This window comes from Paracoccus laeviglucosivorans, from assembly GCF_900182695.1.
GTDB lineage: Bacteria > Pseudomonadota > Alphaproteobacteria > Rhodobacterales > Rhodobacteraceae > Paracoccus > Paracoccus laeviglucosivorans.
Map to the genome: position 1 here is coordinate 90,317 of NZ_FXTK01000009.1, position 17,143 is coordinate 107,459.

16 protein-coding genes are annotated in these 17,143 nt (G+C 64.4%); 9 read left to right on the forward strand and 7 right to left on the reverse strand.

What is annotated here, in order from left to right; translation table 11 throughout:
- The first annotated feature begins 40 nt into the window (after positions 1-40).
- From FN835_RS11485 to FN835_RS11505, 5 genes are all read left to right on the forward strand, one after another.
- On the forward strand, positions 41-397 hold the full coding sequence (locus FN835_RS11485) for a winged helix-turn-helix domain-containing protein (protein ID WP_142663366.1): 357 nt from the start codon (positions 41-43) through the stop codon (positions 395-397).
- 61 nt (positions 398-458) lie between these two features.
- The gene (gene modA / locus FN835_RS11490) at positions 459-1,199 is read left to right on the forward strand and encodes a molybdate ABC transporter substrate-binding protein (protein WP_246098715.1); all 741 of its coding nucleotides are present in this window, start codon (positions 459-461) and stop codon (positions 1,197-1,199) included.
- Entirely contained in the window at positions 1,196-1,882 is a 687-nt protein-coding gene (gene modB, locus FN835_RS11495) for a molybdate ABC transporter permease subunit (protein ID WP_142663368.1), read from the forward strand. Before modA ends, modB begins: the two co-directional genes overlap by 4 nt.
- Positions 1,879-2,925 (forward strand): molybdenum ABC transporter ATP-binding protein, encoded by a 1,047-nt coding sequence (gene modC, locus FN835_RS11500; protein WP_142663369.1) that lies wholly within the window; start codon positions 1,879-1,881, stop codon positions 2,923-2,925. The genes modB and modC overlap by 4 nt, the downstream gene beginning before the upstream one ends.
- A 104-nt stretch (positions 2,926-3,029) precedes the next feature.
- The gene (locus FN835_RS11505; RefSeq protein ID WP_142663370.1) at positions 3,030-3,611 is read left to right on the forward strand and encodes a transglycosylase SLT domain-containing protein; all 582 of its coding nucleotides are present in this window, start codon (positions 3,030-3,032) and stop codon (positions 3,609-3,611) included.
- Between the two features lie 30 nt (positions 3,612-3,641).
- Here the strand turns inward: FN835_RS11505 and FN835_RS11510 are convergent, their stop codons facing one another.
- Together FN835_RS11510 and FN835_RS11515 are read right to left on the reverse strand one after the other, a co-directional pair.
- Positions 3,642-4,238 (reverse strand): LolA family protein, encoded by a 597-nt coding sequence (locus FN835_RS11510; RefSeq protein WP_142663371.1) that lies wholly within the window; start codon positions 4,236-4,238, stop codon positions 3,642-3,644.
- Positions 4,239-4,327: 89 nt separating this feature from the next.
- Positions 4,328-5,551: a UbiH/UbiF/VisC/COQ6 family ubiquinone biosynthesis hydroxylase gene (locus FN835_RS11515; protein WP_246098716.1), complete on the reverse strand. Its 1,224-nt coding sequence runs from the start codon at positions 5,549-5,551 to the stop codon at positions 4,328-4,330.
- Positions 5,552-5,656: 105 nt separating this feature from the next.
- Between FN835_RS11515 and FN835_RS11520 the strand changes: the two genes are divergently transcribed.
- From FN835_RS11520 to FN835_RS11530, 3 genes are all read left to right on the forward strand, one after another.
- On the forward strand, positions 5,657-6,982 hold the full coding sequence (locus FN835_RS11520; protein WP_142663373.1) for an amidase: 1,326 nt from the start codon (positions 5,657-5,659) through the stop codon (positions 6,980-6,982).
- Positions 6,983-7,086: 104 nt separating this feature from the next.
- Positions 7,087-8,280: an aminotransferase class I/II-fold pyridoxal phosphate-dependent enzyme gene (locus tag FN835_RS11525; protein ID WP_142663374.1), complete on the forward strand. Its 1,194-nt coding sequence runs from the start codon at positions 7,087-7,089 to the stop codon at positions 8,278-8,280.
- 4 nt (positions 8,281-8,284) lie between these two features.
- Entirely contained in the window at positions 8,285-10,930 is a 2,646-nt protein-coding gene (locus FN835_RS11530) for a DNA translocase FtsK (RefSeq protein ID WP_142663375.1), read from the forward strand.
- A gap of 72 nt (positions 10,931-11,002) precedes the next feature.
- On the opposite strand, the gene FN835_RS21765 is transcribed toward FN835_RS11530, so the two are convergent.
- The 5 genes from FN835_RS21765 to FN835_RS11555 form a co-directional block, all read right to left on the reverse strand.
- Positions 11,003-12,658 (reverse strand): calcium-binding protein, encoded by a 1,656-nt coding sequence (locus tag FN835_RS21765; protein ID WP_142663376.1) that lies wholly within the window; start codon positions 12,656-12,658, stop codon positions 11,003-11,005.
- 112 nt (positions 12,659-12,770) lie between these two features.
- On the reverse strand, positions 12,771-13,820 hold the full coding sequence (locus tag FN835_RS11540) for an HlyD family secretion protein (RefSeq protein WP_142663377.1): 1,050 nt from the start codon (positions 13,818-13,820) through the stop codon (positions 12,771-12,773).
- Entirely contained in the window at positions 13,817-15,493 is a 1,677-nt protein-coding gene (locus FN835_RS11545; RefSeq protein WP_142663378.1) for an MFS transporter, read from the reverse strand. The genes FN835_RS11540 and FN835_RS11545 overlap by 4 nt, the downstream gene beginning before the upstream one ends.
- Positions 15,490-15,921, reverse strand: coding sequence for a MarR family winged helix-turn-helix transcriptional regulator (locus FN835_RS11550; RefSeq protein ID WP_142663379.1), 432 nt, complete (start codon positions 15,919-15,921; stop codon positions 15,490-15,492). Before FN835_RS11550 ends, FN835_RS11545 begins: the two co-directional genes overlap by 4 nt.
- A gap of 72 nt (positions 15,922-15,993) precedes the next feature.
- Positions 15,994-16,392 (reverse strand): RidA family protein, encoded by a 399-nt coding sequence (locus FN835_RS11555; protein WP_142663380.1) that lies wholly within the window; start codon positions 16,390-16,392, stop codon positions 15,994-15,996.
- 145 nt (positions 16,393-16,537) lie between these two features.
- Between FN835_RS11555 and FN835_RS11560 the strand changes: the two genes are divergently transcribed.
- The gene (locus FN835_RS11560; RefSeq protein WP_142663381.1) at positions 16,538-17,134 is read left to right on the forward strand and encodes a TetR/AcrR family transcriptional regulator; all 597 of its coding nucleotides are present in this window, start codon (positions 16,538-16,540) and stop codon (positions 17,132-17,134) included.
- The last annotated feature ends 9 nt before the right edge of the window (positions 17,135-17,143 follow it).

A 17,143-nucleotide genomic window follows, 5' to 3' on the forward strand; every position in this document is an offset into this window, starting at 1 on the left:
GGCGCTTGCCTACGCGGCGTTACTTGGCACAATGCGCGGCATGGAAAACGATCCCCGACTTAGCCTTCGTCTGCATTTCGCCCATGGCCTGACCTTTGGCCGCGGCAAGGCGGACCTGTTGCAATATATCGACGAAGGCGGCTCGATCTCGGCTGCGGGGCGGCGCATGAAAATGAGCTATCGCCGCGCATGGGCCCTGGTCGAGGAGATGAACGCCCATTTCGCCCAGCCGCTTGTCGACAGCTCGCGCGGGGGGGCCAAGGGCGGCGGCGCGGTATTAACCGAAATGGGACGCAAGGTTCTGGCCGACTATCGCGCGTTGGAGGATTTGCTGCGCAGCGCACCGCAACTTTCCAGCCTGCGCGATGCGTTGTCGGATATGCCTGCCCAGAAATAACGCTTGCGACAGCGGTTTTTCGCTGGTTATCTCCGTTGGAACACAACGAATGGATTTTGCCATGCGCCTGCCCGTTATCGCCGCCGCGCTGATCGCGCTTGCCCCTGCCGCTCATGCAGACGAAATCACTGTCTTTGCCGCCGCCAGCCTGAAGACCGCGCTGGATGAGATCGCGGCCGAATGGCAAAAATCGCATGACGATACGCTGGTCATTTCCTATGCAGGAAGCTCGCAACTGGCCAAGCAGATCCAGGAAGGCGCGCCTGCCGACATCTTCATCTCGGCCTCAAGCGACTGGATGGATGCGTTGCAGGAATCGGACGACATAGACACCGCGACGCGTAAGGATCTGCTGGGCAATACGCTGGTTCTGGTCGGCACCGGCGAACCCGCCGCAGCCGAGGTGACGCAGCTTCCGACCCTGCTGGGCGAAGGCAAACTGGCGATGGCGCTGGTGGATTCGGTGCCCGCGGGCGTTTATGGCAAGCAATCGCTGGAAAAACTGGGCATGTGGGCGCAGGTCGAACCGCATGTCGCGCAGGCTGACAACGTGCGCGCCGCGCTGCAACTGGTTGCAACGGGCGAAGCGCCGCTGGGCATCGTCTATGGCTCGGACGCGATCGCGGAAAAGGGCGTGGGCGTGGTCGCGACCTTCCCGGCGGACAGCCATGACGCGATCACCTATCCCGGTGCGGTGACGAAATCGGCGGATACGCCGCAGGCCGCCGCCTTCCTGACCAGCCTGACGCAGGAACCGGCCAAGTCGATCTTTGAATCGCAGGGCTTCACCGTCAACCAATGACGCACTGGCTTGGCCCGCAGGAATGGCAGGCGGTTCTGCTGTCGCTGAAGGTTTCGGTGATCGCGACGCTGGCCAGCCTGCCTTTCGCCATTGCCGTGGCCTGGGTGCTGGCGCGCAAGCGCTTTCCGGGCCACGGGCTGTTCAGCGGGTTGGTGCATCTGCCGCTGATCCTGCCGCCCGTGGTGACGGGCTATCTGCTGCTGATCACCTTTGGGACCAAGGGGCCGGTGGGCAGTCTGCTGCAACCCTTGGGCATCGTTTTCGCATTCCGCTGGACCGGGGCTGCGCTGGCCGCAGCCATCATGTCCTTTCCCCTGACCGTCCGCGCGATCCGGCTGGGTTTCGAGGCGGTGGACCCCAAGCTTGAGGATGCCGCGGCCACCCTTGGCGCACCGCGCATCTGGATCTTTTTCACCGTCACCCTGCCGCTGATCTTTCCGGCCATTCTGGCGGGCACGACGCTGGGCTTTGCCAAGGCGATGGGGGAATTCGGCGCGACCATCACCTTCGTCTCGAACATTCCCGGCCAGACGCAGACCCTGCCCTCGGCCATCTATGCGCTGCTGCAGGTGCCCGGCGGCGAGGGCGCGGCAATGCGGCTGGTGATGATCTCGGTCGTGATCGCCATGACTGCCGTGCTGATCTCGGAATGGCTGGCAAGACGCGCAAGGACGGCCGCATGAGTCTGTCGGTCGCCTATCGCCACGCCTTTCCGGGGCTGGCTTTGGATGTCGCGTTTGACGCGCCGGGCGGTGTCACTGCGCTTTTCGGTCCCTCGGGCTGCGGGAAAAGCACGACGATCAGCGCGATTTCCGGGTTGATGCGCCCGGATGCGGGCCGGATCGTGCTGAATGACCGCGTGCTGTTCGACGGTCGCACGAACCTGTCGCCGCAGGACCGGCGCATCGGCTGCGTGTTTCAGGACGCGCGGCTGTTTCCGCATATGACGGTCGCGGCAAACCTGCGCTATCCTTCGCGCTGGCGCAGGGGCGCGGCGCGCGAAATGGACCGTGTGGTCGAGCTTTTGGGCCTTGGTCCCTTGCTGAAACGGCGTCCGGGCACGCTGTCGGGGGGCGAACGTCAGCGCACGGCCATCGGGCGTGCCTTGCTGTCGGACCCTGCACTGCTGGTGATGGACGAACCCTTGGCTGCGCTGGATGACAGCCGCAAGGCCGAGATCATGCCATGGCTGGAACGCCTGCGCGACGAAGTGCGCCTGCCGATCCTTTATGTCAGCCACTCCGTCCCCGAGGTGCTGCGGCTGGCCACGACCGTGGTGCTGATGGAAAAGGGCCGCGTCACCCATGCCGGGCCGCTGACCGATATTTTGTCCGACCCCGATCTGGCCCCCCGCCTTGGCACGCGCGAGGCCGGCGCATTGATCCGCGCCCGGATCGAGGGGCGCGAGCCGGACGGCATGACCCGCGTGATGACCGCAGGCGGCCCCATGCTTCTGCAGGGCATCGAAGGCAGCGTGGGAACCGTGCTGCGGCTGCGGGTGCTGGCGCATGAAATCATCCTGTCGCGCGATGCCCCGACCGGGCTTTCGGCGCTGAACATCCTGCCCACCACCGTCACACGGGTCGATGGCGGGCTTGTCCAGCTTGCCCTTGGGGATGAGCGGATGCTTGCGCAAGTCACTCCCCGGTCTATCGAAGTGCTTGATCTAAAACCGGGAACTGCCTGCTACGCCATCGTCAAATCGGTGTCGGTCCTGCCCAGCTAGACATTGTTGAAGCCTTTGTCATTTGCGCCCCTGCCGAAATTTCCGCTATGATTGCCCTTAAAAAGATGAAGGGCCATCGCAGGCCCCGCTATCATGAGGGCAGTATGAACAGGTTTCTGAAGCTCGCCATTGTCGGGCTTGTCGCCTCTTGTGGCGGCGGGGGGAATTACAAGGCACCGCGCAATCTGGAAAACGCCTGTATGCTGGCGGCGGAACGGCCTGCCTATATGCGCGCGATGCAACAGACGGAACGGCGCTGGGGCATTCCGATCCATGTGCAGATGGCGACGATCCATCAGGAATCGAAATTCATCGGCGATGCACGCACGCCGCACCGCTATGCGCTGGGGATCATCCCGGTCGGGCGGCAAAGCTCGGCCTTCGGCTATAGTCAGGCGCTGGACGGGACGTGGGACGAATATCGCAAAAAGACCGGCAATCGCGGGGCGCGGCGCGACAATATCCGCGACGCCACGGATTTCATGGGCTGGTATATGAACGACTCGACCCGCATCCTTGGCATCTCGAAACTGGACGCGGCATCGCAATATCTGGCCTATCACGAAGGCCGCAGCGGGTTTAACCGCGGGTCGCACCGCGCGAAACCGTGGCTGATGACGGTGGCCAGCAAGGTCAATGCGCGGTCCGAGCTTTACCGGATGCAATTGGCGACCTGCGGGCGATAAGCCCGCAGCGTCGCGCGGCAACTGCCCGCCTTATTGACGGCGGGCGACTTCGTTCGCGATGGCGAATTTCGACGGCGGGATCGACACGCCGGTCCGCATCTCGCCCAGAATAACGGTCGTGCGCTGACCGCCCTCATCCGTCACGACCCATTGGCGCAGCTGCGTCGGGTTGGCGGTGAAGACCATCTGGATATTGCCGTATTCCGGGTGCTGCGGATCCTGCGCGGTCACGACGGTGGTGTTCTTACGCTCGGCATAGCCGGTGACCATCTTGGCCTGACCCAGATTGACGTTCGGCGCAAGGATCAGCGACAGCGGGGTTTTCGACAGCGGATATTGCTGCGGCCCGCCGCGCGTCTTGCCATCGAACACCGCGACCTGACCGGACGATGCCAGCACCAGCGTCTTGTCGCCCTTGTATTCGAAACGCACGCGGTTCGGGCGGTGGATGAAGACCTGCCCGGTCGAAATGCTGCCATCGCCGTTCACCTGCGTGAAATCCGCCTGCGCGGTTTTCAGACCGTTGAGATAGCGCGAAATCTCGTTCAGGGGGATTTTCTCGGCCATGGCCGGAAAAGCCATGGCGAGGGCGAGGACGGGCGCAAGGGCGAGTGATCTAAGGTTCATGTCCGAAATCATACCGTTTCCGCAAAGGGTTGCACATCACGTTCGCTTGGATGCGCCGGGGCCAACGCTGACAGCGGCGTGAGCGTTCCTTACAACCGCTGCCCCGTCAGCAGGCGCGGCATCGGGTCCAGCCGTAGCCCCGCCGCCTGCCGCATGAAACCGCGCCGCAAGGGCGGGATGGCATCGACGACGCCCATGCCCAGTTCCCGCGCCGCGCGCAGCAGGGGATTGGCATTGGAAAACAGCGCATTCACCCCGTCCATGCCATAGGCCAGCCAGGTGGCATCGGGCCTGCGCCATTCCTGATAGCGGGCCAGAACGGCAGCCTCGCCTATATCTTCGCCCCTGCGCCGGGCGGTCACGATCACCTCGGCCAAGGCGGCGACATCGCGCAGGCCAAGGTTCAGCCCCTGCCCCGCGATGGGATGGACGCCATGCGCCGCATCGCCCACCAGCGCGATGCGCGGCGCGATGTAGCTTTCGGCCAAGGTCAGGTTCAGCGGATAGGAAAAGCGCGGTCCGGCCAGGCTGATCCTGCCCAGAAAATCACCGAAGCGCGGGCGCAGCACGTCAAGAAAGGCGGCATCGTCCAGCGCAAGGATGGCGCGGGCGGCGCTGGCATCCTCGGACCAGACGATCGAACTGCGATTGCCCGGCAGCGGCAGGATCGCCAGCGGCCCCGATGGCATGAAATACTGATGCGCGACGCCCTGATGCGGCAATTCGTGATCGACCGCTGCCACCAGCGCGATCTGGCCGTAATCGTGCCCGAGCCGGTTGATACCCGCCCGTGCCGCCACGCCCGATCCGCGCCCATCCGCGCCCACCAGCAGCGCCGATGTCAGGCTGGCGCCGTCCGACAGGATCGTCCTGACGCCCGACGGACCGATGTCCTGCCCGGTGACCGATACGCCTGACAGATGGGTGACCTTGCCCTGCATCGCGGCCAGCAGCGCGCGATACAGAAACCGGTCCTCCAGCAGATAGCCAAGGCGGCCTTCCTCGATCTCGGCGCTGTCGAAATTCAGGCCAAACGGGCCGGGGCCGTCGCCCGGTGCGCCCTGGGACGCCTGCACCTTCAGGATCGGCTGCGCATTCGCCGCCAGACCGCCCCAGATGCCAAGCGCAGAAAACAGCCGCTGCGATGCCAGCGCCAGCGCATAGGCCCGCCCGTCAAAGGCATCGCCCGCCCGTGCATCCGCAGGCCGCGCATCCACCACGGCAACGCGCAGGCCCGCATCCGCCAGAGCCAAGGCCAGCGCGGGGCCGTTCAGCCCGCCGCCTGCCACCACAATGTCGAAATCCGTCATCATGGCCCGCACTATGCCGGGACCGGGCGCAATGTCCATGCGCCATTGCAGCACCGCGCCCGCACCGCTAGCCTGCGGGACACGAATTCTGGCACCCGGAGAGGCGATATGGACTGGCTCAAGGCAACGGCTGCGGAACAGGGCCGGGCGATTCTTGCAGGGCTGCTTAGCCCGGTCGAACAGACCGAAGGCTATCTGGATGCCGCCGCCCGCCATCCCTATGCCGACCGCATCTTTGCCCGCCTGACACCCACCCGCGCGCGGGCCGAGGCGATTGCCGCCCATGACCGCGCCAAGGCCGGGCTGCGCCGCAGCCTGCTGGACGGGGTGGCGATCAGCTGGAAAGACAATATCGACAGCGCAGGCATCGCGACCGAGGCGGGCTCGCGCCTGCTGGCGGGCCGCACGCCGCGCCACGACGCCGCCATTCTGACGCAGGCAACGCTGCAGGGCATGGTCTGCCTTGGCAAGACGCACCTGACCGAGCTGGCCTTTTCCGGGCTGGGGCTGAACCCCAACACCGCGACCCCGCCCAACAGCATCGACCCCGCGCTGGCGCCGGGCGGCTCCAGTTCCGGGGCTGCGGTTTCGGTCGCAATGGGGCTGGCCGCAGCGGCGATCGGGTCCGATACCGGCGGATCATTGCGTGTGCCCGCGGCGTGGAACGGGCTGGTGGGCTTCAAGCCGACGACTGGCACGGTCAGCGATCAGGGCATCGTGCCGCTATGCACCAGCTTTGACGTGGCCGGACCCATCGCCCGCACCGTCGAGGATTGCGCCGAAATCCTTGCCGTCCTGCTGGGCGACACCGCCGCCGATCTGGGCACGCCCGACCCACGCCGACTGCAGCTGCTGGTGCTGGACGGCGTGCCCTTTGACGGCGCACGCGAAGGTCCGGTCGCCGCGTTCGAAGATGCAGTGGCGCGGCTGGCCAAGGCGGGCGCACGCATCAGCCATGCTGCCCCCCCTTGCGTGGCCGAGGCGATGGCACTGTCGCCCGTGCTGTTCGCGCCCGAAGCCTACGGTCTTTGGCGCGACCAGATCGAGGATGCGCCCGAACTGATGTATCCGCCGATCCTTGAACGCTTTCGCGGCGGCCGCGATGTGCTGGCCGCAGATTTCGTTGCGGGCTGGCAGTTGCTGAAACGGCTGCGCGCGGATTGGTCGCGGCTGGTCGCGGGCTATGATGCGGTGATCCTGCCCACGGCGCCGATCCTGCCGCCCGATGTGAACCGCCTGCTGACCGAACCGGATTTTTTCGCCTCGGAAAACCTGCTGACGCTGCGCAATACGCGCATCGCGAACCTGCTGGGCCTGCCTGCGCTGAACCTGCCGACCGGGCATCCGGCCTGTGGCATTTCGCTGATGGGCAGCGCAGGTCAGGACAAGGCGCTGCTGGTCGCGGCGGCATCTGCCGAACACGCGCTGCGCTGACCGCAAAACCCCGGCAAATGCCCGCGAAACTCTGGACGCATGGGGGGTTTGCCGGTATCTTTGCCCCATAAACGGGGCGACATGACCCCGAATGAGAGGCAGTTATGGCAATACCCGAGCGGTTCTCGAACCTGCCGGAATATGCGTTCCCGCGCCTGCGGACGCTGCTTGCAGGCATTCAGCCCGCAGGCGATCCGGTCGTGATGACCATTGGTGAACCGCGGCATGGCGTCCCGGATTTCACCGGCCCGATCATGGCCGCAAGCGTGGATCAGTTCGGGAAATATCCCCCGAACGAAGGCACGCCGGAACTGCTGGACGCAATCTCGGGGTGGATCGCACGCAGGCATGGGCTTGCGGTCGAGCCGGCCCGCATCACCGCACTTAACGGCACGCGCGAAGGGCTTTTCAACGCAGCCCTTGCGCTGTGCCCCGAAACCAAGGCGGGCGGGCGTCCGGCGATCCTGATTCCGAACCCGTTCTATCAGGTCTATGCCGTGGCCGCCGCCGCCGTGGGTGCCGAGGCCGTCTTTGTGAATGCAGGCCCGGAAACCGGGTTTCTGCCGCAATTCGCCCAGCTTGATCCGGCGCTGCTGGACCGCGTGGCCATCGCCTATCTGTGTTCGCCCGCAAACCCCCAAGGCTCGGTCGCGTCCGAGGATTACCTTGAGGAACTGATCGCGCTCGCCGAACGCCACGATTTCCTGATCTTTTCGGACGAATGCTATTCCGAGATCTGGCGCGACACGCCGCCGCCCGGTGCTTTGGCCGTGGCGACCCGTATGGGGCTGGCCGACCGGGTGGTGATGTTCAACTCGCTCTCGAAACGGTCGAACCTGCCCGGTCTGCGTTCGGGCTTTGCCGCCGGGGGCCGTGAACAGATCGCGCAATTGCGCCAGTTGCGCAGCTATTCCGGTGCGCCGCTGCCGCTGCCCGTCCAGCGCGTCAGCGCCCATGCCTGGGCGGACGAGGCGCATGTGGACGAAAACCGTGCGCTGTATCATGCGAAATATGCTGTGGCCGACCGTGTGCTGGGCAATATGCCGGGATACCAGTCGCCTGCGGGCGGGTTCTTTTTGTGGCTGCGCGTCCCCGACGCCATTGGCACGGGCGAAGATGCGGCCAAGAAGCTGTGGGCCGAGGCAGGGATTCAAGTCCTGCCCGGCGCTTACCTGTCGCGCGACACCGATCAGGGCAATCCGGGCGAGAGATATATCCGCGTCGCGCTGGTCGATCCGGCCGGCCCGACCGAGGCGGCGCTGAACCGCCTGAAGAACTGTTTGTATCAAGGGGATTAATCTGATGGCGAGCTGGCAGGCAAAACACCGCGATCCGCTGTTCGACCAGTCCACCCAAGCGGCGCTGGAGCGACGCGGCAAGGAATTGCTGGGTGCGGGGCTGATCGTTCTGGGGGTTCTGATCGCGATGATGCTGGTCAGCTATACGCCCGACGATCCCAGCTTCATGTCGGCGACCGACCAGCCTGCGCAGAACTATCTGGGCAGGCCGGGGGCCTATGTCGCATCGGCGCTGTTCATGATCACCGGGCATGGCACCTGGGTTCTGGTCGTGGGCGGGATTGCCTGGGGCCTGCGCTTCATGCTGCACCGGGGCGAAGAACGCATCATGCGCGGCATCTTTTTGCCCATCGCGATGGTGCTGGTTTCGCTTTACGCCACATCGCTGACGCCGCCTGCGGGTTGGACGCAAAGCTTTGGCCTTGGCGGGCATCTGGGCGACATGCTGATGGGCGCGATGCTGTCGATCATGCCGATCAAGGCATCGATCGCGATCAAGGTGCTGGCGTTGGTCACTGCAGCGGGCGCGCTGGTATTCATGGCCTTTGTGCTGGGCTTCGACAAAAAGGAACTGACCGCCATTCGCCTGTTCCTGCAAAACGGGCTTAAGACGGCGCGCTGGCTGGCGCTGAACGTGGCAGACAAAGGCGCGCGGCTGTCGTCTGGCGCAGCGCGTGGGGTCAGGGCGCGGGCGGATGCGCGACGCGAACGTGTGGCGCAGGCGGGCTCGGCCACCATTCCCGAAGCGTCGGCCCCCAAGCGGCGGATCGTTCCGGCCCTGCCCGACGATTACCCCCCCTCGGAACTGGTCGAGCATGAGACGCATTACCCGGACGACGACCAAGCGCCCAGCGACAGCCGGATTTCGGCGCGCATCAACGACGCAATCCAGCATCGCAGCGAGAAAGCCTCGGTCCTGTCGGCCGTCACCGCGCGCCTGACGGGGGACCGCGCGGCCCCCCGGATCGAGCCGCCGGTGTCGCTGGACGACGATGAGGACGAGGATGACACCGATCTGGCGCAGCCGCAGCCCTTTGGCAGCCAAGCCGCGCGCGTGGTGATGCCGCCGCAAAAGCCCGCCCCCACCTCGCGTCAGGCGCGAGCCGAGGCCGAACCTTCGATGCGGTTCGAGACGGCGCACAGCAATTACGAACACCCGCCGCTGTCGCTGCTGGCCCCTGCCACGCAGGAACGCCAGCAGCTTTCCCCCGAGGCGCTGACCGAAAACGCCCGGATGCTGGAGGCGGTGCTGGACGATTACGGCGTCAAGGGCCAGATCACCGAGGTCCGCCCCGGTCCAGTCGTCACGCTTTACGAACTGGAACCCGCGCCGGGTCTGAAGGCCAGCCGCGTGATCGGCCTGTCCGACGACATTGCGCGGTCGATGTCGGCCCTGTCGGCGCGGGTTTCGACCGTGCCGGGCCGCACGGTCATCGGGATCGAACTGCCCAATGCGCGGCGCGAAAAGGTGGTCTTGCGCGAAATTCTTGCCTCGAAAGCCTATGGCGACGGCACGCAACCCCTGCCATTGGCGCTTGGCAAGGACATTGGCGGCGGTCCGGTCGTGGCGAACCTTGCCAAGATGCCCCACCTGCTGATCGCCGGGACCACCGGCTCGGGCAAGTCGGTCGCGATCAACACCATGATCCTGTCGCTGCTTTACAAGCTGACCCCCGAGGAATGCCGGCTGATCATGATCGACCCCAAGATGCTGGAGCTGTCGGTCTATGACGGTATCCCGCACCTGCTGTCCCCCGTCGTCACCGACCCCAAAAAGGCGGTCGTCGCCCTGAAATGGGTCGTGGGCGAGATGGAGGAACGCTATCGCAAGATGTCCAAGATGGGCGTGCGCAACATCGAAGGCTATAACGGCCGCGTCCGCGAGGCGCTGTCCAAGGACGAGATGTTCAAGCGCACCGTGCAGACGGGCTTTGACGAAGACACCGGCGAGCCGATCTTCGAGACCGAGGAATTCCAGCCCGAGACCTTCCCCTATATCGTCGTCATCGTCGATGAGATGGCCGACCTGATGATGGTGGCTGGCAAAGAGATCGAGGCCTGCATCCAGCGCCTTGCGCAGATGGCACGGGCCTCGGGGATCCACCTGATCATGGCGACGCAGCGGCCTTCGGTCGATGTGATCACCGGCACGATCAAGGCGAACTTCCCCACCCGGATCAGCTTTCAGGTCACCTCGAAAATCGACAGCCGCACCATCCTGGGCGAACAGGGCGCGGAACAGCTGCTGGGTCAGGGCGACATGCTGTATATGGCGGGCGGATCCAAGATCACCCGCGTCCACGGCCCCTTCGTTTCCGACGAAGAGGTCGAAGAGATCGTGAACCACCTGAAATCCTTCGGCCCGCCGTCCTATATGTCGGGCGTGGTCGAGGGGCCGGACGACGAGCGTGCGGATAGCATTGATCAGGTCTTGGGGCTTTCGACGGGCGAAGGCGGCGATGCCGAGCTTTACGATATGGCGGTGGCGATCGTTGCCAAGGACCGCAAATGTTCGACCAGCTATATCCAGCGGAAACTGGCGATCGGCTACAACAAGGCCGCACGACTGGTCGAGCAGATGGAAGATCAGGGCGTGGTCAGTGCCGCGAACCATGTCGGCAAGCGCGAGGTGCTGGTCCCCGAGGTGTAAGACCTGGGCGCAGGCGCGAAAAAGGCCGGGGCATCGAGCCCCGGCCTTTTTCGTTGTCGCATGGCGGCCGAGTCAGGCGAAAATCATGTCATCGGCCAAGGCGTCCAGCGTGGTATTGCGCACCACCAGCCGGTCGCCGCCGCCAAAGTCGAAAGTCACATTCGCACCCGTCTGCACGGCATGGGCACGAGCCTGCGCGAAATTGGTCACGCCGTCGAAATCCAGCAGGCGGATCGTGTCGATATTGTCCTGAAAGTCCATAATGGTGTCGAAATCGAAAGCTTCGCGGAACAGGAATACATCCGCGCCGCCGCCACCGACCAATTGGTCCGCCCCTTCGCGACCGGCCAGAAAGTTGCGCCCGGCATTGCCGATCATCACGTTGCTGCCCGCATTCCCAAAAGCCGAGAATGCCGCGCCGCTCAGCGTCACATGCTCGACCCCGCCATAGATCGCAACGCGACCCAGATCGATATTGATCGTCGAGATGATGCGGTCGATCCCGTCCCCAGCACCGCCGACGATCCGGTCGCCGGTATTGCCGACATGGTAGATGTCATTGCCCGCGCCACCAGTCATCGTATCCGCGCCGGCGCCGCCATCCAGCCTGTCATTGCCCGCGCCACCGTCGAGCGCATCATCGCCAGCGCCCGAGTTGATGAAGTTCGCCAAGGCGTTGCCGGTCAGCCGGTCATGCCCCCCGCCGGTGACGATGTTTTCGATGCCGTTCAGCTGATCCGCGCCGTGACCCGTCGATTGCGGGCCGGTCAGTGACAGGTTCACCCAAACCGACCAGTTGCCATCGAACAACACGGTGTCGATCCCGTTGCCGCCGATCAGCGTATCGTGGCCGATGCCGCCATTCAGCGTGTCGGCGCCATTTCCACCCTCAATCACGTCATCGCCAGCAGCACCTGCCAGGATGTCGTTACCGTCCAGTCCCCAGATGTGATTTGCATCGCGATTGCCTGTGATGCGATTGGCCATGGCATTGCCGGTGCCATCAAGCGCCCCAAAGCCTATGAGGTGCAAATCCTCGATGTTGGCTGTCAGTTGCCAGCTTTGAGAGCTTAGGACAAGGTCACGCCCGCCACCGGGCAGTTCGACGATCGCACCGGCATCCACACCGACATAGGTATCATCGCCGAGCCCTCCGACAAGCAGGTTTATGCCGGGCCCGCCATCCAAGATGTCGTCACCCGCGCCGCCCACCAGTGTATCCAGTCCGGTACCGCCATATAGCGAATCGTTTCCCGCTTCGCCGATCAGGCGGTCATCACCTGCGCCGCCGTCGATCGTGTCGTTCCCCCATCCGCCGTTCAGCGTGTCATTGCCAAAGCCGCCATAGATTTCATCATGGGCGCCGCGGCGGCCCGTCCACAGATCGTCGTCGTTGAACCCCATGACCAGAAAATCCCCCGACCCGAGAACAACCCGGTCGCCGACCTGAAGACCAGCGGGGCTTCCCGACGAAGGGAATGCGCCCAGCTCGAACACCTGACCGATGACGCTGTCCCGCCCGATGGAAATCGCCCCGGTATACCCGCCAAAGAAATGGTATGCGCCAGCGAAATCCGACCACGATCCCGTGGATTGATCGTATCGATAAACCTCGTAATAGTCCGGAGAGCCGAGGCCGCTGACGGTCCATTGCAGACCCCAGACCTGCCCCGCCGCATCAGCACCATCAAGTTGCACATAAGTCCGGGCATCTAGTATCGGGGGCATTGCAAAATCTCCTAAGCGAATATCCGCCTAGTAGCCGCTGCAATCGATCCTGCAAGCAATCCCACCGCAAGCCCGACAAGCATCGGGACTGCGTTGCAATCAGGGCACGGCCTTACTGCCCCGCCGCGCCCGAACCCTGTTCCACCGTCACCACCACCGACAGGCCCGGCTCAAGATACTCGGCCATCTCCTGTCCCGGATCGATCGAGATGCGGATGGGCAGGCGTTGGGCGATCTTGGTAAAGTTACCCGTGGCATTCGACGACGACAGCAGGCTGAATTCAGACGCGGTGGCGGGCGAATAGGCCTCGACCCGGCCGGTATATTCGCGGTGCTGCATGGCATCGACAGAGAATGTCGCACGGTCACCGACCCGAATGCCATGCAGCTGGGTTTCCTTGAAATTCGCGATCACCCAGACATCCGGGGACACGTGGCTGACCAGCGCGGTGCCTGCGGTAACGTATTGGCCAACGCGCACGCCCACCTGACCCAACCGCCCGTCCGAAGGGGCGCGGATCACCGTGTTCGACAGGTCGATCTGCGCCAGTTCCACCGCCGCCTTGGCCGAGGCAATGTCGGCACGTTTCGCGGCCAGCCCGACCTCGGCCCCATTGACGGATTCGCGCGCGACAGCGATGGCGCTTTCGGCCTGCACGACGCCGGCTTCGGCCTGACGCAAGGACAGTTCGCTTTCATCGGTGGTGCTTTGGGCGGTCACGCCCCGCGAACGCAGCGCGCTGGCACGGTTCCAGTTCGACTCGGCCGTGGCGCGGGCGGCTTGGGTCGCGCGCAGCTCTGCCTCGGCCGACTGGACCTGCGCCTGGGCAGAATGGACGCTTTGTTCCTGAATTTTCAACGCGGCTTCGGCGCTGGCCTGCGCCGCCTGCGCCTGGGCCAGTTTCTGGCGATATTGGCGGTCGTCGATTTCCGCAATGACCTGCCCCGCTGTCACCGTGTCGAAATCATGCACATCGACCTTGGCGACATAGCCCGAAAGCTGCGGCGCAAGCGTGGTCAGGCGCCCCCGGACATAGGCGTTTTCCGTGGTCGGATGCGTCGTCTGGAACGGCGGCAGATGCCAGGCGTAAAGCACGATCAACAGACCGGCGAGACCGGCAAGGACGGCGATGATGGTCGGGATGATGTGACTTTTGCTCATGGCTGCGGCTCGGGCGAGGAGGGGAGGGATGTGCGGTTCAGGAAACGTGCGGCCAGCCAGTCGCGCCACAGATGCAGCAACAATGCGCACAGGGCGGTGACGGCCACGACGAAAGTGGCGAAATAGGCGTCGTTATAGGCCATGACATAGGCCTGATTGGAAACGTCCTGCGCGATCAGCGAAACCGCCTGCGCCTGACGCTGGACCGGATCGATGATCTGGGATGCCAGCGCCGTGGCGCGCAGGGCGATTTCATGCGTCACCACCGGATCGGCGGCGGTCAGATCCTCGCGCAGGACCTGCAGATGAAGCGCCTGACGATGGTTGATGATGGTCGAGAAAATCCCCGACCCCGCCGCACCGCCAAGGCTTTGCGTGGCCAGAAAGATCACGATGAAGCTTAGCAGATAGTTCGGCCCCCGTGCCAATGCGGCCATCAGCCCGCGCATCATCGCAGGCGCCATGAAGATCGACCCGGCAAATGCGATCATCGCCTGGCTCAGGTAAAGTTGCTCGGGGCGTGTATCCAGCGTGGAATGGCTGTCCATCCAGGCGCCCGCCGCAATCAGGATCAGAGCGACGATGTGGAATTGCGGCACCCGCTCGGGCTTCATGAACGGGATCAGGGCCAGACCGCCAAGGATCGTCGCGACCGAGATGATCGCGAAAAGCGGGACAAGCTGGCCCTGCGTGATGCCCAGCACCTGAAACATGCGCGGCGCACCGCTGCTTTGTTCCGACAGCACCAGCCGGAACAGCAGCAGCGTGATCGTCAGGTGCAGCATGGCGGGGCTGACCAGCCAGCGGATGTCCAGAAGCGGCGTCTTGCGGTGCAGCTCGATCACGACGGCACAGGTCAGGGTGATGACCGACAGGGCCAGCACCCAGCCTAGCCAGGCCACCTCGGTCCACCAATAGATCGAGCCCATGACGAAGCCCACTGTCAGCCCGCCAAAGCCGATGGCGATCAAGCCCCAGCTGACCAGATCAAGCGGCGCGATGGCCTTGACGCGCGGCGGCGATTTCAGCGGGAACAGATAGACCAGCGCCAGCGACACCGCGGCCATGCCCAGCGTCATCACATGCAGCCCGAACCAGCCCTGATCCCCCATCAGCGTGGGCGAGATGACCCGCGCCAGCAGCGGCCCGACCGAGATGGTGGACAGCACCAAAGGCAGGCCAAGCCGCATCTTCCACGCAGGCGGCAGCGGCTCCAGCATATAAAGGAACGACAGCGTGGACAGCGGGGCCGACGCCATACCCGCGAAAAACTGCACAAGGATGGCCGAGCGCAGGTCAAGGATCGCAAAGGACAGGATCGCCACGAGCAGATAAAGCACGATGGCGACTTCAGCAAAGCGGCGCAGGCCGTATTGCGCGCGGATTTTCATCAATAGCAGCGTCAGCGACGCGCGGGGGATCAGGTAAGCTGCCAGCAGCCAGCTGGCCTGCGTCTGCGTGGCGCCCAGATCCCCGGCGATCTGCGGGATATTGGTCGAAACGAAGCCCTGCGCGATGCCTTGCGTCAGCCCGATGATCAACGAGGCCGAGACATAGGCGATGCTGCGCGGAAGCGACATCGGCTCGAACGGGGGTTGGCTTGGTGCCTGGGGTGGTGGCGCAGGTTCGGGCGGCTGGTCCGCCGCTTGCGCCGCTGGGGCCGCGTCGCTCATGCCTGACGCATCCTTTCGGCGTTCAGCGTCATCTGCTCCAGCACGCGGCGGGTGGCGGCCAGATCGTCGGGCGCGACGCCTTCGATAAGGGCCTGCTCGACCTCGCCACGGAAACGCAGCAGCGGCTCGATCCGGGTGGTGTCGGTCAGGAATACGGCATGTTTGCGCGCATCGCTTTGCAGCGGGCGGCGTTCTGCCAGACCTTGGCCCTCCAGGGCATCCAGCAGGCGTTTCAGCGTCGGCGTCTCGATCTCCAGCGCCTGGGCCAGTTCGGACTGGCTGGCACCGGGATTGCGACCGATGGTTGTCAAAAGCCGCGCGCGGGCGAAAGTCAGATCGACCTGCTTCACGCGCAGATCGAAAGCGGCACGGATCGCCCGCGTCAGCGACAGGATTTCATCGAACAAAGTCACGGGACGGTCCGCCATGGTTACGTTAGCTTGCTAATGGATTTCGTTAGCTAGCTAATGTGACCCATGGCGAAGGTCAAGCCCCTTGGGTCAGGGTTGCAAGGGGATACGGGCGATCACCTTGATTTCGAAATCGAAGCCCGCAAGCCATGTCACCCCCACTGCCGTCCAGTTCGGCAGGGGTTCCTGCGCAAAGAAGCGGCTTTTCACCTCAAGAACCGCTGGCAACTGGGTTTGCGGGTCGGTGTGAAAACTGGTCACGTCGATGATGTCATCGAAATCGCAGCCCGCTGCGGCCAGCACCGCGCGCAGGTTTTCAAAGGCCAGTTCGACCTGACCGGCAAATTCTGGCTCGGGCGAGCCATCCTTGCGGCTGCCCACCTGCCCCGACACGAACAGCAAATCGCCCGAGCGGATGGCGGCGGAATAGCCGTGCTGCCGGTAAAGCGCATGGCGGTCGGCGGGGAATACGGCTTCGCGTTTGGTCATCTTGATACTTTCGTTTGGTGGATCGCGACGGGGTGTGGGGCTGTTCAGCCGCTGCTTTCCGTTTTATATACATCGCGTATGTGAAGCATCGCAGATACGGCCCGTATGTCAACCCACATACGATTCGTATGCGAAAGGAATTGCCATGACCCCCAGAAAGCGTGTCGAAACGATGGAGGAAAACCGCGCCCGGCTGATCACTGCCGCGCGCAGGGCCTTTGCGGAAAAGGGTTATGCCAATGCCTCGATGGACGATCTGACGGCGGCGGCGGGGCTGACGCGCGGCGCGCTGTATCACAGTTTCGGGGACAAGCGCGGCTTGCTGGCGGCGGTGGTCAACCAGATCGACGAAGAAATGGCCGCGCGCGCGCAGGCCATTGGCGACAGAATCGACGATGAATGGGAAGCGCTGATGGCAGTCGGCGCGGCCTATATCGAACTGGCGCTTGAGCCGGAAATCCAGCGCATCGTGCTGCTGGATGGCCCCGCCTTTCTGGGCGATCCGCTGCAATGGCCCAGCCAGAACAGTTGCCTGCAATCGACACAAACATCGGTGCGGCGGATGGTGGCGCAGGGCGTCATGGCGCCCGTAGATCCCGAGGCGGCGGCGCGGCTGATGAATGGCGCGGCTCTGAACGCGGCGCTTTGGGTCGCGGCCAGCGATGATCCGCAGGCGGTGCTGCAAAGGGCGATTGATGCGTTTCGCCTGCTGTCGCGCGGGCTGCTGGCGCGGCCGGGCTGACGCCCGACC